Source organism: Williamsia sp. z34 (assembly GCF_059553395.1).
Window position 1 is genome coordinate 19638 of sequence record NZ_JCANWW010000013.1, and the last position, 14560, is coordinate 34197.

The following is a 14560-nucleotide window of genomic DNA, read 5'->3' on the forward strand; positions in this document are numbered from 1 at the left end:
TGGTGGTGTTGGTGGTGACACTTGCCCCCCGAGTAACCGAGGTCTGGTGCCGACGGATCGACTGGGTTGGTGCCGAGGAATGAACCAATAGATCCCCGATTCGTCTTGTAATCACGCAACGGCCCCCTGATGCACCACGTGGGCGGTGGCCCCATTCTGCCCTGAGCGCGGCCTGAGTCGGAAAACGTTCTACGCCATACGTGCTCGCACCATCACTGAAGGACAGGCGGCAGCGTTGGAACCGCGCTCCCGTCGCCCAAGGACCCGCCCGCACCAGATCGTCGACGCGGCTAAGGAACAGGCACTGGGGGGTGCGGGCGGCGTTGGAGTCCTCAGGCCTAGATCGCGGACCGATCAGTGTGCGACAAGATCCGCGCGATGGGATTGGACCAGGTTCCGGCCACGGCATCGCTGGCGCGGATCTTCCGCGAGGCCGGCGTTGCTCGCCTCGAGTCCAAGAAAAGCGCAGGGCTGCGTGGCGGCGGTTTGTCTATCCAGCGCCGAACGCATGCTTGCAACTCGATGCCACCGAATACGTCCTCACGGCGGCCGTTCATGCGTGATCTTTCAATTCATCGGTGGCCAATCCGGCTTCGCATTAGCCTCCCATGTGGCGTGAAGCGAAACCGAGAAGGCCGCCATCGCCACGGAATTGCCCTCAATCCATCACGAGGCGGAAATCTCGGCTCCTCGTTGGCGATGTTCTCATCGAACACACCCAACCCGACCCAGGCGTGAGATACGTCGGCAACGGAAAATCCAGCGGCTTGCAACTCGAAACCCGGTGAACTGTGACCGATGTCCCGACACAATAACTGTCACCAATGTCCCGGCGCGGAACTGTCTCTGATGTCCCTGTGACTTCACAAATTGTCTGTCGTACCCCCCGTCTAGAATCAAATGTATGTTCGAGGGGGAGATCGAAGATGCAGGTGGGGACGATGAAATCGGTCCTGTCGAATCGGCGGGTGTCAATGAGTTGTTGCGTAACACCGAACTCGCGATGGCCCAGCAGTCGCGGATGGAGTGGGAACGCTATGCCGCTGCGGCAATGCTGCACCGACATCTCGTTGAGCCGACCGCCGGGTCTGAGGCGGAGATGCGGGCGCTTGATCCGTTCGCGCAGTGTGCGGCGAGATTATCTGCCGCACAGGGGTTGACGCAGCGGACTGCGGAGTTGCAGATCAACCGTGGGGTGGCACTGCGCGATCGGCTGCCTGCGGTCAATGAACTGTTGAAGGCCGGACTAATCGCCGCGCACCATATTCCGGACATCATCGCCCGGACCGAGCTGATCGAGGGCTCAGTCCATATGGCTGATATCGATCGTGGGATCGCCGAAGCGCTGGAGCGGCGGGGTTCGTGGTCCAAGGGTCGGATGCGGGACATGGTCGATGCCATCATTTTTCGTCGTGATCCGGATCTGGTGCGTAAGAACCGGGAGGATGCGAAAAACAATCGTGGGGTGTGGGCGAACAATAGCGACCACGGCATGGCAGTCCTGGACGCGCATTCCACCGCCGAGGAATTGACGTTGATCATGGCCCGGCTCGAGAAACTGGCGATGGCCACGTGTAAGGCTGATCCGCGGCGCAAGGCTGATCGGATGGCTGATGCGTTGTTTGCCACGGTGATGGGCCGGGAGTTCATGTGTGAATGCCCGAACGACCCCAAGTATCCCTGCACCGCCGAGATCGTCACTGTTCCTGCGGGGCAGGTGATCTCGGGTGTGGACGTGAAGATCGTCATGCATGTGATCGCCGATCAGGCCACCCTCGAGGGCGCCGCCGACAATCCAGGGTACTTGGATGGGCACGGCGTGATCTCTGCCGACCATGTTCGGGATATCGCCGACCGCCCAGAAGCGGTGCAACGGCCGATGGGTAACAAGACCGAACCCGCACAGCCGGAACGACCTGCATCTGCATCTGCACCCGCACCTTCGAAGGCCGCAGAGCCCGAGCCGGCGCAGCCGCAGTCGGACACAGACCCAGCCGAACCAGCACCCGAGCGGCCGGAACCGGCGCCAGGGCATGGGACACCGAAGCCGAAGCGGCCCAACGCTTACATGCGCGCTCCGCAGAACCCGCCAGCCGAGAACCTCCCCGGTGACGACGACGGCGAGGACACCTGTCATAGCGACGACACTGCCGTTGTCGCAGCACCGTTCCCGCAAGTGGTTCCGCTCTCGGCCACCCAACCTGGTGACCAGTACCGGCCATCAGCTGTGCTCGACAGCTATCTCCGGATCCGCGATGTGTACTGCATGTGGCCCGGGTGTGAGCACAAGGCCTGGGGTGCTGATCTGGACCACACCTGCGAGTACAACCACAACGATCCCGAGGCCGGTGGCTGCACCCATCCCTCAGAGATGAAGACACTGTGCCGGTTTCACCACCTGCTCAAGACGTACAGCGACTGGCTCGACGATCAGTACCCCGACCCCGAGACCGGCCGGACCCGGCTTGTCTTCACCACCCCTGAACGCCGGCACTATCACGGCCCGGGCTGGACCGGCGACGACCTGTTCCCGACGTTGAGGTTGATCGTCTTCGACAACCAACGCGGCTCACCGAGAACATCGCCGCCAACATCACCGCCAAGATCTCAGCCGCGGACCGCTGCCAAACACGCACGCCGGCAGCACGAACGACTCGCCAACCGACGGCAGCGCGAACTAGCAGAGCAACTCAACCGGGAACGCCGCGAAGAACGAGGAAGGAACGAACCGCCACCGACCTACTGATTTCGATCCCGGGAAACCGGGTTGTGATCGACGTGACTAGGCGAGCCAGGTGCGCTGGGGTGTCCAGGACGGGCCGGCGTCCGGTGCGTCGTCGCGGGTGACCGTCGCCTGGATCAGGCCGTAGGGCCGGTCGTCGGCGTTGAACACCTCGTTGTTGTTCTCGAGGCCGAACCTGGAGAGGTCGTAGACAAAATGGTGGATGTTCGGCGCCGACAACTTCACCTCGGCGATGTAGTCGAAGGCCTCCAGAATCCCTTTGCCGATCTGGAACAGTGTCTGTTGCAGCGCCAATGAATGCACCGTGGCGAACTTCTCGATGATGATCTGCCTGATCGCCGGATACACCGCCTCCCAGTCGACGTCGGTGGTGGTGAAGCGCCACTTGGCGACAAGGGAGGTCGACATCACCCGGTCGTTGGTCGGCTCCAGCACGGTGTACTCGTCCTCGAGGAAGTCGTGGAACTCCGAGCCGGTCGACTTGAGGACCACGAGATCCTTCAAACCTCCGATGACCCAGGTCTTTTGATCATCGCCCTTGCCTTCGACGGTGATGTCCGCGGTGCGGACCTCCTGTCCGTTACGGACCCAGGTGTGATCGTGTTCGACACCGTTGACAACTGCCCGCTCCCAGCTGTATTCCTCGACCTCGATCCGCGCGCCGATCACCGGTTCGGTGTTGTCGACGAATCGGTGGGCGAGTGCGAGAGCGTACTTCTCGATGCTCTCGATGCCTTTTTCCTTCGCGTACGCGTAAGCGGTCTGCTTCTGGGTATCGGTGGGCAACACCGTGCGCTGGTCACCGTCGGTGTGGGCGGCCGCGAAATCACCGCGCAGCGAGGTCCCTACGTTGATGTCCTTGATCTCGTGGCGGGGTGAATCCCGATAGATCCGAACAACCCGGTTCTCGGCTTTTCCGTATTGGTTTTCGCCAAGGATGATGCCCATGGGTCTGTGTCACTCACTTTCGGATCAGCTACCCCGATAGGTGGAGTAGGCAAAAGGGCTGAGCAGCAACGGCACATGGTAGTGCCGCGAGGTGTCGGTCACCGCGAAAGCGATCGACACCTCCGGGTAGAAATGCTCAATGTGCCGGGCGGCAAACCATGTTCCGGTGTCGAAGGTCAGTCGGTACGTGCCTGCGACGAGGTCATCGTCGCCGATCGACTGTATCCGGCCATCGGAATCGGTTGTTCCAGACGCTATCTTGACTCCGTCGGATGTGCTGAGTGTGACTTCCACGTCGGCTGCCGGCAGTCCCGTGACCGCGTCGAGCACGTGGGTACTCAAGCTGCTCACCTTGTCACTTCGATCGTCCGCATACTCCAGATCACTCCCAGCTCATCGGTGTCGTGATTCTGATCACGAGGTGTACGCATCTTCCTCGGAGGCATATCGCACCGCCGGTTCCAGCATCGCAGTCAGGCGCCGCCGATTGATCTTCGACAGCTCGGTTCGCATCACGCGCCGCTCGGTCTCCGGGCTGTTGCTCATCCGTTCTTTGAGGATTGCCAACAGTTCTCCGGCCGGCCGGCCGTTGGCGAAAACCAGATAGACGTGTCCGAACTTGGCCTCGTACTCGGCATTGCACTGCTTGAGTTCATCGAGGATCTCCGTGTCCGCGCCCACGACACCGGACTGCTCACTGGCCGAGGAGGCATTGTCAGGTTTGTCGCCGATCCGGGGATGCCCTTCGAGCGCCTCATCGAGGTCGGCTTCGGTGAGTTCGGCCGTGATCATGTCGGCGCGGGCGAACAGCGCCTCTTCATCGGCATAGGGACGCCCGGCAGCCACCCGGAGCGCCCAGATCGTGGACGTACAACATTGGTACAGGGCGTGAATCGCCTGACTCTGCCGCAATCCGTTGAAGCTCTCCAGGCCCCGCCAGTCAACTCGTAGCAAGTTCTGATCCCCTCGTCTCGAAGCCCGTGCGAAGTACCATTCTGCCGCAGACCGACGGCACGAGCGCGGTGATGAGTTCGGTATGCGCGGGACGGTGGTGGTGCGAGGGCGTCATCGTGTGTGATGGGTCGGCGACAGTTCTTGTCGCATCGGCGGACTGATGAGGGGTTGGCGGTGAGTCGCGTGGGAGTCGGTGACGACGAGCGAACCGAGGTGCCGGTAGTGGTCGGTGTGCTGCTGGCGGCCGGTGCGGGAACTCGATACGGGGGACCGAAAATACTTGCCGCAGAAGGGGAGTGGCTTCGCTGCGGCGTTCGCGCGCTGGCTGATGGCGGGTGCTCGGAAGTGCTGGTGACCGTGGGTGCTGCCGAGCCAGACCTGCCGGTACCGGCCCGGGAGGTACGGGTGCCGCGATGGCAGGCCGGGCTGAGCGAATCGGTGCGCGCAGGCCTGATTCGGGCCGGTGACCGCAGAGGTTTGACCGGCGTGGTTTTACATGTTGTTGACATCCCGGATGTCACTGCGGGGCAGGTCGCCAGACTGTTGGCGGCGGCAGGTCCGACTCCGGCCTCGCTCGCGCGGGCAACTCACGCCGGGAAGGCCGGACACCCGGTGTACATCGGTGCCGACCACCTCGAGGCCGTGCTCGATTCCCTCTCCGGCGACCGTGGCGCCGGGCGGTACCTCGCCACCCGGGACGACGTGATCGACGTCGACTGCGGCGACCTCGGCACCGGCCTGGACCACGACTACCCGGACCACGACCACCCGGACCTCTGATTCCAGAAAAACAAAAACCACATGTTCCGGTCCCTCCCGGTTGCGCTGCAACCCGGGGAGATGACCGGAACATGTGGTTTCAGAGAGCCTCAGCCCCGGATGGTGAACCCGAGGGCGCCTTCACCGAAGCGGCGGACCACGACCTTGGCGGCTTCGAGCGGTACCTCGAAGCCGTCTCGGGCGAATCCGGTCAGCGTCGCGAAGTACGTGTCGCCGGTGGGTTCGAGCGCGACCTCGGCGAGCATCTCGCCGGTGGTCGGCTCGCAGACCGCCCAGGTGAACCGCGTTTCGTCGGCCCAGCCCTTTTCACACGATCGGACGTAGTCGGGGTCGGTGATACCGGCCAGCGCCAACGCCGGCCGGTCCGACACCCGCTCGTCATCGCGGTACGCGCGTAGATACCACGCGCCCGCGTTGATCTCGACCGCTTCGATGGCTGCGGTCCTACTTGAGCTCGAACAGGACGGTGCCCTGCGTGACGGCTGCGCCGGCTTCGATGCTCAGGCCGGTGACGACGCCGTCCTTGTGGGCGGTGACGGGGTTTTCCATCTTCATGGCCTCGAGCACGACGACCAATTCACCGGCCGCGACTTCCTGACCTTCGACGACGGCCACCTTGACCACGGTGCCCTGCATCGGAGCGGTGACGGAATCACCTGAGGCGGCAGAAGCGCCACCCTTGGCACGGGTACGCGACTTCGGCTTCTTCTTGACCGCGCCGTTGCCACCACCGTTGCCGATGGCCAGATCGCCGGGCAGGGAGACCTCGAGGCGGCGTCCACCGACCTCGACGACAACCGTCTTGCGGGGCTCGGTCTCGTCCTCTTCGATCGGCTGTGCGCCGGCGTAGGGTTCGATCTGGTTGTCCCAGTCGGTTTCGATCCACTTGGTGTAGATGTCGAAGCCCTGGCCGTCGCCGATGAACGCGGGGTTGGACACGATGTGGCGATGGAACGGCAGCACGGTGGCCAGACCCTCGACCTGGAACTCGGCCAGTGCGCGACGTGACCGCTCCAGTGCCTGCTCGCGGTTCTCGCCGGTGACGATCAGCTTGGCCAGCATGGAGTCGAACTGTCCGCCGATGACGTCGCCTTCGACCACACCGGAGTCGACGCGCACGCCGGGGCCGGTCGGCTCCTTGTAGACGCTGATCGGTCCGGGGGCGGGCAGGAAGCCGCGACCGGCGTCCTCACCGTTGATGCGGAACTCGAACGAATGCCCACGCGGAGTGGGATCCTCGGTGAACTCGAGCTTCTCGCCGGCGGCGATCCGGAACTGCTGGCGCACGAGGTCGATGCCCGCGGTCTCCTCGGTGACCGGATGCTCGACCTGCAGGCGGGTGTTGACCTCGAGGAACGAGACCAGTCCGTCGTTGCTGACCAGGAACTCCACGGTGCCGGCGCCGTAGTAGCCGGCCTCCTTGCAGATGGCCTTGGCGGAGGAATGGATGCGTTCGCGCTGCTCGGCGGTCAGGAACGGGGCCGGTGCTTCTTCGACCAACTTCTGGAAGCGGCGCTGCAGCGAGCAGTCGCGGGTGCCGGCGACGATGACGTTGCCGTGCTGGTCGGCGATGACCTGGGCCTCGACGTGGCGGGCCTTGTCGAGGTAGCGCTCGACGAAGCACTCGCCGCGACCGAAGGCCGAGATGGCCTCACGGGTGGCCGAGTCGAACAGTTCGGGGATCTCTTCGATCGTGTAGGCGACCTTCATGCCACGGCCGCCGCCGCCGAATGCGGCCTTGATGGCCACGGGCACGCCGTGTTCCTCGGCGAAGGCGACGATCTCATCGGCATTCTTGACCGGATCCTTGGTGCCCGGTGCCATCGGCGCGTCGGCCTTCAACGCGATGTGGCGCGCGGTGACCTTGTCGCCGAGGTCGCGGATGGACTGCGGCGAGGGGCCGATCCAGGTGAGCCCGGCGTCGATGACGGCCTGGGCGAACTCGGCGTTTTCGGAAAGGAATCCGTACCCGGGGTGGATCGCGTCGGCGCCGGACTTGGCAGCGGCGTCGAGGATCTTGTCGAACACGAGGTAGGACTCGGCCGATGTCTGTCCACCGAGGGCGAACGCCTCGTCGGCAAGCTTCACGAAGAGAGCATCCGCATCGGGTTCTGCGTACACCGCGACGCTGGTCAGTCCGGCGTCTTTCGCGGCGCGGATGACGCGGACCGCAATTTCACCGCGGTTGGCGATGAGGACTTTCGTGAGTGCTGTGCTGGCGTGACTTGGCACTGGATCTCCTGTCGGGCGCTGATGTCTGCGCGTTGGTGACACTGTGTTGGATATCGATGTCGGATATCGACGTCTTGTGGTGTGGCGCACTGGTCCATCTGTGGATGGACGACAGCACTCCAGAGGAGTCTAAGCACCTCTTGGATCTGTCTCGACTCCAACCCACGGATCGCTCGTTCGGTCCGCTTTAGCTACTCGTGAGTAACCGAGAAGGCGGTTGTTCGGTCACGTTTCCCTACTCGCGGGTAAGGATCCGAATGTGCTCTGATCACCGATCTGCTTGAGAAAGTCACCGAACCGGGACAGATAACGACCGACCTGGTTGTGGGTCCGGCCCTGCGACGGGAACCGGGCCGAGATACGCAGACCAGAGGCCGTCCGGTTGATCCAGATGTACACCTCGTCGCTCGAATAGTTGTGGCTCCGCAGAACTCGTGCCCGACCGGCATCGGCCTCGGCGTGGCCGGGCGCGAAACGCAGATCGATGAACGACACCACGAACTTCGGCTCGGGGAAGTCCGCACCGGCCGCCGGCGACACCTGGCTTTCAGACGGGATCGCGCTCCGCTGCGCTTCGTCTCCTGTACGGGTCGAGCTCCGCTGCGCTTCGTCTCGCTTCACCTCCATGAGGATCTCGCCGACCCGGAGGAACGGGAGATTGGCCGCTTTGCGGACGCGCCGCATCTCCTCGGAGGCCCGCCCGATCAGCTGCCCGAAGTCGGAGACCCCGGACGTGTCGAGTCGGAAGGGGACGGTTGCCACGAACCAGCCCAGCGCGCCGAACCACTGTTGATCGCCGCGGGTATGGCGGGGGATCACACAGCGCAGGACCGGGCCGCCTCCGAGTTCTGCATAGACCGCGGCCAGTGCCGCGAGCACACCGGACATCAACGAGCCACCGGCCGCCGAACACACCGCGGTGAACCGGTTCGTCTGCTCGTCATCGAGCAGGGCGCCGGTCAGTGAGCCCTGCGGCACCAGGTCCGAGAGCGGATGCGTCGCACCGGTCTCATCTGAGCCGTCGGAGTACTCGGGTTCGTCGGCCAATTCGAAGGAAGGTAGCTTGCCGCCGGTGTCACGGAGGAAGTCGGCCCAGACCGCGACGGCTTCGTGATCGACGCCGGCGGCGTCGGCCTCACGCCGCTGATAGGCGCTGAAGTCGACGTAGGAACCCACCACCGGCAACGCATGATCGGTCCGGCGCCGCGCGGCCGAGTAGAGCGCGATCAGTTCGTGCTGCGCCATGATCAGCGAATAGCCGTCGACCAGTGAATGGTCCGCGGCGAACAACAGCGTGAACGACTTCTCCCGGGCAACGGTGGCGAAAATGTAGGCGGGCCACTGCAGCGGTGCGGTGGCCCGGTCGAATGTGCCGGCGAGCTGGTCGAGCAAGGGGGCTGCTTCGGAGTACCAGCCCACCCGGCCCATCTTGAGCTTGACCGTGCCCGGTCCGGTGGTCAGCCGGGACAGGTGGTCGCTCCAGATCACCACATGGCTGCGCAGGACCTCGTGCCGGTCGATCCACATCGTCAGGGCGGCGCGGATGGCCGGAATCGAGAGCGGTTCGTCGAACTCGATCGCCAGTCCCAGCCAGGACTCGCGGCCACCTTCCCGGTGGGTCCGGAGCCGATGCTCGAACGCGCCGCGCAGATGGAGTTCATGATTGTGCGAGGTAGGACGCGAATCCTCAGTCCAGTGCACCATTCCGCCCTCGGTGTAAGGGCTCCATTCGACCAGCCCGCCCGGTTCGACGGGCTGGTCCATCATCTGGATGAACTTCATGACCCCATGGAGCGGGCGGGAGGTCTCAGATGTGCCTTGATCCGGGTGAGCATGGCGGACATCCCGCGCAATCGCAGCGGACTGATGGCCGAGTCGAGCCCGAGCCGCGTGTAGAAGTCGACCGGGATCGCGAGGATCTCCTCGGCGCTGGCGCCGTTGAGCCCCTGATACAGGATCGACGCGAAACCGCGGGTGGTCGGTGCCTGCGGCGGCGCGCTGAAGAACAGCCTCACCGAATCCGGGTCGCTGTTGTCGACCGAGAGGAACAGCGGGGACTGGCATTCGGGAACCGGTTCCATCGCCGCCTCGGCGAGGTGCTCGGGCAGTTCGGGAAGCTCGTCAGAGAACTCGAGAAGGAGCTGGATCTTCTCGGAATCCGACAGGGCGGCGAAATCCTCGACGATTTCGTCGAGCGCCGCGGTCATCTCTGGCCGCTTTGGGTGCCCGGTTCGTCGCCGGTCACGATGGGAGCGCGAACGGCGTTGCCCCATTCGGTCCACGATCCGTCGTAATTCCGGACCTTGGTGAATCCGAGCAGATGGGTGAGCACGAACCAGGTGTGCGACGACCGCTCACCGATGCGGCAGTAGACGACCGTGGGGTCGTCGGCGTCGAGGTCTGCGTAGATCTTGTCGAGTTCGGCACGGGACCTGAACCGGCCGTCGGGAGCGGCGGCCTTGGCCCACGGGATCGACACCGCGGTGGGGATGTGACCTCCGCGAAGTGCACCTTCCTGCGGGTACTCGGGCATATGGGTGCGCTCGCCGGTGTACTCCTGCGGCGACCGGACATCGATCAGGGGTTCGGTGCCGATGACTCCGTGGACCTGCGCGGCGAATGCTCGGATGACCGAGTCGTCGCGGGTCACGACCGGGTAATCGGATTCGGGGTAGGCGGGCACATCGAAGGTGATGTCGCGGTCCTCGGCGAACCAGGCGTCGCGGCCGCCGTCGAGCAGTCGGACGTCTTCGTGACCGAAGAGGGTGAACACCCAGAGTGCGTAGGCAGCCCACCAGTTGCTCTTGTCGCCGTAGATGACGACGGTGTCGTCGCGACGAATACCCTTGCTGCGCATCAGTTCTGCGAACTGCTCACCAGAAATGTAGTCGCGGATCACGGGGTCGTTGAGATGAAGGTGCCAATCGACCTTCTGTGCGGTCGGGATGTGCCCGATGTCGAACAGCAACACATCTTCGTCTGACTCGATGATCTTCAGGCCATCGGTCCCCAGGTGAGCGCTGAGCCATTCGGTGCTCACCAGGCGCTCCGGGTGTACGTACTCGGCGAAGCCGGGGTTGTTGTCGGTCTCGACGGTCACGGGATTACTCCAAATCGACTCAAGCATGGGTGGCTGGTTTACCCCATGAGACTAGTGCCCGCAGCGCGCGCTGGTTGCAGGGAGTTTGATGTCGGTCAGGAATCGGCCGAGTTCGTCGAGGAATTCGCCGATCACCGCCTGCGCGGCCGGTGTTCCGGGATAGCGCGTGCGCAACGAGAGCCCCCGGTCGGTGCGGGAGATCCAGAACTGTGCGTCGTCGGCCGTGGTGACGTTGGAGATGTGCTGCGCACTGATCTCCTCGTGCGCGGCCGAACCGGGCAGCGGGCGGTAGTCGACAAACGACACCATGAAGATGTCGTTGCGTTGCGGATTCAGACCGCCCATCGCGGCGAGGACGTGGGGCACCGGGACCTCACCGAGGCTGACCGCGGTACGCAGAGCCGGACCCGTCCGCTGAACCGATTCGACGAAGTCGTCGGTGGCGACCACCGTCAGTGGGGCGTTGGTGGTGAACCATCCGACGGCACCACGCCACTGTTCGGAGCGGCGGGTGTGCAGTGGGAAGAGTAGCGACATCTGCGGGCCGCCCCCGAGTCCGCGGATGCACCGCGCCATCGCCGCCAGGACGCCGGCGAACACCGTTGCGCCGTTGCGACGGCAGAACGCCTCGAACTCGGCGGTCGCCTCGGCGTCGAGCAGTTCGCGGAGGTCCACTGCCTGCGGCGCCACCTGCCCCTTCGGCAGGCCGAGGTCGAGGGGGAAGCCAGGCGGGGTGTTGTCGTGTTCGTCGAAGAACTTCAGCCAGGCGCGCATTCGCGGATCGCGGGGGCCGATGATGGCCGCTTCCGACTCGGCGGCGCAAAAATCGACGTAACTGCCGGCCATCGGCAAGGAGTCCGCTGCCGACCCATCGGGGTCGTCGAGGCAACCCTGATAGAGCTGATGGAGGTCGTCGATGATGATCGACATCGAATAGGCGTCGACGTGGACGTGGTCGAATCCGCAGATGATCGTGGACCGTTCGGTCCGGTCGATCGCCCCGAGCAAGAACGCCGGGTACTCGAAGGGATGGCAGGCGGTGTCGAGTGCATCGCGTAGTAATGCCTGCAATTCCTCGGATGTCGAGGTCGTCACCGTCGGAGTCGGCCGCAGGATCAGTCGCGCCGGGTCGTGGACCTCACGATCGATGTGATCATCACGACGGACGAAGGCGCTGTGCAACGTGCCGTGTCTGCTGATCAGCAGTCGGTAGGCGTGCTCGAGTGCGGCCGGGTCGATCGGTCCTTCCACATCGAAAGCCGCTGCCAGCCATACGCTTCCGTCTTCGACGGTGCTCAGATGGAACTGCTGGTTGAACGAGAGGGGTACCGGGGATCTGATCGCCGCGCTGTGTGTGGAGACCACCGTCCACCGCATCAACCCGCCGGGTGCGGGGGAGTAGTGGTCAATCGTGGTGACGTGCAAGCGTGGACTCCTCTGGGCAGCGTTCGGGTACAGCGTAGTCCCCGTCGCGGGCCACGCTGTTGATCACGTTCCGCAGGTGCTCGTGATATCGCTTGACCTGGAGTTGGGCGACCGTGGTGTCGGGTGTCTGGCTGCCGAGGTAGAGACGCGAGTCGTCGCGGTTGAACCACATCGACGCATTGGCCGTCCGACCTTCACCGGTGAAGAGGACGCCGCGGTCGTAGGCGGGTCGTCCGGCCCCGGGGAACCAGCGAAAGTCGATGTAGGACAGAAGATTCGGGCTCTTCACGACGTCTTCGGGTGAGGCGCCGGCCGCCAGGAGTGCGCCCAGGACCACGGGGGTCGGCACTGCGGCAAGGCGTTTCGCACGGGCGTAACCTGCCTGAGCGGTCGGCAGGAGGTCGGTGAACGAGCCGGACTCCGAGACGTTGAACGCCACCGGCGCGAAGGCGCAGAACCAGCCCTGGGACAGCGCGAAATCGTCGAGCATGCGGGTGTTCAGGACCGTGATGCCGAAGTAGTCCGCCCGAGAGGCCAATTCGTATTCGGTGATGGCCACCGCGGCGTAGATCCCACTGACCAGCGTGGTGCCGACGCCCTTGCAGACGTTGTCGAACCGCGCGATACCTTCCGAATCGAGCAGGTCGAGTTCGATGGGCCGAACCTGGGCCGTCTCGCCCGGATCGAGTCCGAGATCGAGGGGGAACCCCGGCATCCTCCGGTCATGCGCGGCGAAGATCTCGAGCCACTCCACCACCTCCGGCGAATCGGCGGTGAACGACTGTGCTGCTTCGGCTTCCATCCGCGTATAGTCGAGAAAACTCCCGGTCGGCGCAGATACGAATCCGGCTGGTTCGGCCGAACGGATCTCGGCGTCGTACAGCTCGGCGATCTCGGCGAGTGCGAGCGCCATCGATGCGCCGTCGGTCAGGGCGTGGTCGCAGCCGTAGTAGATGGTGAAGCTGCCCGGCCTGCTGATCGCGCCGAACGCGAACCCCGGCCAGTTGGTCGTGGTGGCCTCGGCTCCGAAGCGTCCGTGCAGGTACTCGCGGAACTGCGACTCCTCGCCGAACGAGCCTGCCACACTGACGTCGAAGTCGATCGCGGCCGGGTCGACAATGTAGCGGGTCACCTCGATCCCGTTGGTACCGAAGTAGGTTCGCAGCCCGTCGTGCCGGCGGACGAAGGCGCACAGTGCCCTGGTCATCGCGGCCTGATCGAGATCACCGTCGATCTCGGTGCCCGAGCCCAGGTATGCCTTGTGATCATCACCGGCACGGGCAACAGCGTGAGCGGCGCGGACGTGGTTCTCCTGCAGAAATGACACCGGACCCGCATCCGCCGGTGCCTGACCGGCGAGCCTGGCTGCGTCCCCGGTCGGATGCCATTCGAGCAGGGTGCCCCCGGCGGGTGTCCACCAGTCCATCGCAGTGATGATCACAGCTTCTAGCTCCTGTCCATGCCGGGAACTTGTCTCGCGTTCCGAGTGTCCGCGCAATCGGTCGGGTACCCCGCAACGCTTCGCGCCACACCGGACAGGAGGGAGGAACCGGCGAACCCGTTGCGGGCGGTGACCCGGTTCGAGCCGTCGAAAGTGCAAGGCGGCGTTCACTGCATCGACGGAGATCAAACGGCAGGCGGGCCACTGGGGGATACGGGGCTGCTGCACGAGCCGATCGGCAGAGGATCGACCACCTGGGGGACTGCACCACCGGTTTCTGGTGAACGGGGGCAGGTGGTTATATGTTCGGCCCGGACCACAGGTCGGTGACACTGACGCCCACCCGATCGAGCAGGGTGCGCACCAGTGGCAGGCTGATCCCGATCACCGAGGACGGGTCGCCGTCGATGCCGTCGATGAACCAGCCACCGAGACCGTCGAGGGTGAATGCCCCGGCGACCTGCAGTGGCTCACCGGTGGCGACGTACGCGTCGATCTGGGCATCGGTGGGGGAACCGAAGCGAATGGTGGTTGTGACGCTGCCGGTTTCGGTGGAGGCGATCTCACCGTCGACCAGCCGCAGCAGACAATGTCCGGTGATCAACTGGGCCACGGTGCCGCGCATGTCGGCCCACTGGGCGCGAGCGACCTGCGCGGAATGTGGTTTGCCGCTGAGCGCCCCATCGCGGAGCAACATGGAATCGCAACCGATGAGAACAGAATCCGCAGTCAGATCGGTGTCGAGGCGGCCGACCACGTCGAGCGCCTTGGCGCGGGCCAGCATCGTCACGATCGCCGAGGGCGAGGACGCGTTGCCCGCTTTTGCGAGCAGCGCGTCCTCATCGACCTCGGAGACCGACACCACCGGGCTGATCCCGGCGGCGTCGAGAATCTTACGACGCGCGGGTGACGCCGATGCCAGGACGAACCGGGTCAT

Annotated in this window: 13 protein-coding genes and 1 pseudogene; 3 read left to right on the plus strand and 11 right to left on the minus strand. The window is 64.5% G+C overall.

What is annotated here, in order from left to right; all coding sequences use genetic code 11:
• Nucleotides 1–66: 66 nt before the first annotated feature.
• Together AC51GT_RS23835 and AC51GT_RS23840 are read left to right on the plus strand one after the other, a co-directional pair.
• Nucleotides 67–699, plus strand: a pseudogene (locus AC51GT_RS23835) (transposase family protein); the annotation flags it as partial.
• A gap of 205 nt (nucleotides 700–904) precedes the next feature.
• The gene (locus AC51GT_RS23840; protein ID WP_496330380.1) at nucleotides 905–2746 is read left to right on the plus strand and encodes an HNH endonuclease signature motif containing protein; all 1842 of its coding nucleotides are present in this window, start codon (nucleotides 905–907) and stop codon (nucleotides 2744–2746) included.
• 36 nt (nucleotides 2747–2782) lie between these two features.
• Here AC51GT_RS23840 and pucL read toward each other — a convergent pair whose 3' ends face one another.
• From pucL to uraD, 3 genes are all read right to left on the minus strand, one after another.
• The gene (gene pucL / locus AC51GT_RS23845; protein WP_496330381.1) at nucleotides 2783–3691 is read right to left on the minus strand and encodes a factor-independent urate hydroxylase; all 909 of its coding nucleotides are present in this window, start codon (nucleotides 3689–3691) and stop codon (nucleotides 2783–2785) included.
• 24 nt (nucleotides 3692–3715) lie between these two features.
• Entirely contained in the window at nucleotides 3716–4042 is a 327-nt protein-coding gene (gene uraH / locus AC51GT_RS23850) for a hydroxyisourate hydrolase (RefSeq protein WP_496325992.1), read from the minus strand.
• 63 nt (nucleotides 4043–4105) lie between these two features.
• The gene (uraD, locus tag AC51GT_RS23855) at nucleotides 4106–4645 is read right to left on the minus strand and encodes a 2-oxo-4-hydroxy-4-carboxy-5-ureidoimidazoline decarboxylase (RefSeq protein WP_496330382.1); all 540 of its coding nucleotides are present in this window, start codon (nucleotides 4643–4645) and stop codon (nucleotides 4106–4108) included.
• Nucleotides 4646–4828: 183 nt separating this feature from the next.
• Here uraD and AC51GT_RS23860 point away from each other — a divergent pair, with 183 nt between their 5' ends.
• Complete coding sequence (locus AC51GT_RS23860) at nucleotides 4829–5425, plus strand: nucleotidyltransferase family protein (RefSeq protein WP_496330420.1); 597 nt, start codon at nucleotides 4829–4831, stop codon at nucleotides 5423–5425.
• Nucleotides 5426–5514: 89 nt separating this feature from the next.
• On the opposite strand, the gene AC51GT_RS23865 is transcribed toward AC51GT_RS23860, so the two are convergent.
• The 8 genes from AC51GT_RS23865 to AC51GT_RS23900 form a co-directional block, all read right to left on the minus strand.
• Nucleotides 5515–5859 carry a hypothetical protein gene (locus tag AC51GT_RS23865; RefSeq protein WP_496326234.1) on the minus strand — a complete coding sequence of 115 codons (345 nt, stop codon included), beginning with the start codon at nucleotides 5857–5859 and terminating at the stop codon, nucleotides 5515–5517.
• A gap of 10 nt (nucleotides 5860–5869) precedes the next feature.
• The gene (locus tag AC51GT_RS23870; protein WP_496325990.1) at nucleotides 5870–7657 is read right to left on the minus strand and encodes an acetyl/propionyl/methylcrotonyl-CoA carboxylase subunit alpha; all 1788 of its coding nucleotides are present in this window, start codon (nucleotides 7655–7657) and stop codon (nucleotides 5870–5872) included.
• Nucleotides 7658–7882: 225 nt separating this feature from the next.
• A complete protein-coding gene (locus tag AC51GT_RS23875; RefSeq protein WP_496330383.1) occupies nucleotides 7883–9439 on the minus strand; it encodes a condensation domain-containing protein in 1557 nt (518 codons plus the stop codon).
• Nucleotides 9436–9864, minus strand: coding sequence for a SufE family protein (locus AC51GT_RS23880; protein WP_496330384.1), 429 nt, complete (start codon nucleotides 9862–9864; stop codon nucleotides 9436–9438). Before AC51GT_RS23880 ends, AC51GT_RS23875 begins: the two co-directional genes overlap by 4 nt.
• Entirely contained in the window at nucleotides 9861–10757 is an 897-nt protein-coding gene (locus tag AC51GT_RS23885) for a sulfurtransferase (RefSeq protein WP_496325987.1), read from the minus strand. The genes AC51GT_RS23880 and AC51GT_RS23885 overlap by 4 nt, the downstream gene beginning before the upstream one ends.
• A gap of 51 nt (nucleotides 10758–10808) precedes the next feature.
• Nucleotides 10809–12182 carry a condensation domain-containing protein gene (locus AC51GT_RS23890; protein WP_496325986.1) on the minus strand — a complete coding sequence of 458 codons (1374 nt, stop codon included), beginning with the start codon at nucleotides 12180–12182 and terminating at the stop codon, nucleotides 10809–10811.
• On the minus strand, nucleotides 12163–13623 hold the full coding sequence (locus AC51GT_RS23895) for a condensation domain-containing protein (protein WP_496325985.1): 1461 nt from the start codon (nucleotides 13621–13623) through the stop codon (nucleotides 12163–12165). Before AC51GT_RS23895 ends, AC51GT_RS23890 begins: the two co-directional genes overlap by 20 nt.
• Nucleotides 13624–13921: 298 nt before the next feature.
• Nucleotides 13922–14560: a Maf family protein gene (locus AC51GT_RS23900; protein WP_496325984.1), complete on the minus strand. Its 639-nt coding sequence runs from the start codon at nucleotides 14558–14560 to the stop codon at nucleotides 13922–13924.

What these genes read in the sequence shown, in the direction of transcription:
- AC51GT_RS23875 (WP_496330383.1), bottom strand. Translation starts at nt 9,439, where the DNA reads ATGAAGTTCATCCAGATGATGGACCAGCCCGTCGAACCGGGCGGGCTG.
- AC51GT_RS23900 (WP_496325984.1), bottom strand. Translation starts at nt 14,560, where the DNA reads ATGACCCGGTTCGTCCTGGCATCGGCGTCACCCGCGCGTCGTAAGATT.
- AC51GT_RS23880 (WP_496330384.1), bottom strand. Translation starts at nt 9,864, where the DNA reads ATGACCGCGGCGCTCGACGAAATCGTCGAGGATTTCGCCGCCCTGTCG.
- pucL (WP_496330381.1), bottom strand. Translation starts at nt 3,691, where the DNA reads ATGGGCATCATCCTTGGCGAAAACCAATACGGAAAAGCCGAGAACCGG.
- AC51GT_RS23840 (WP_496330380.1), top strand. Translation starts at nt 905, where the DNA reads ATGTTCGAGGGGGAGATCGAAGATGCAGGTGGGGACGATGAAATCGGT.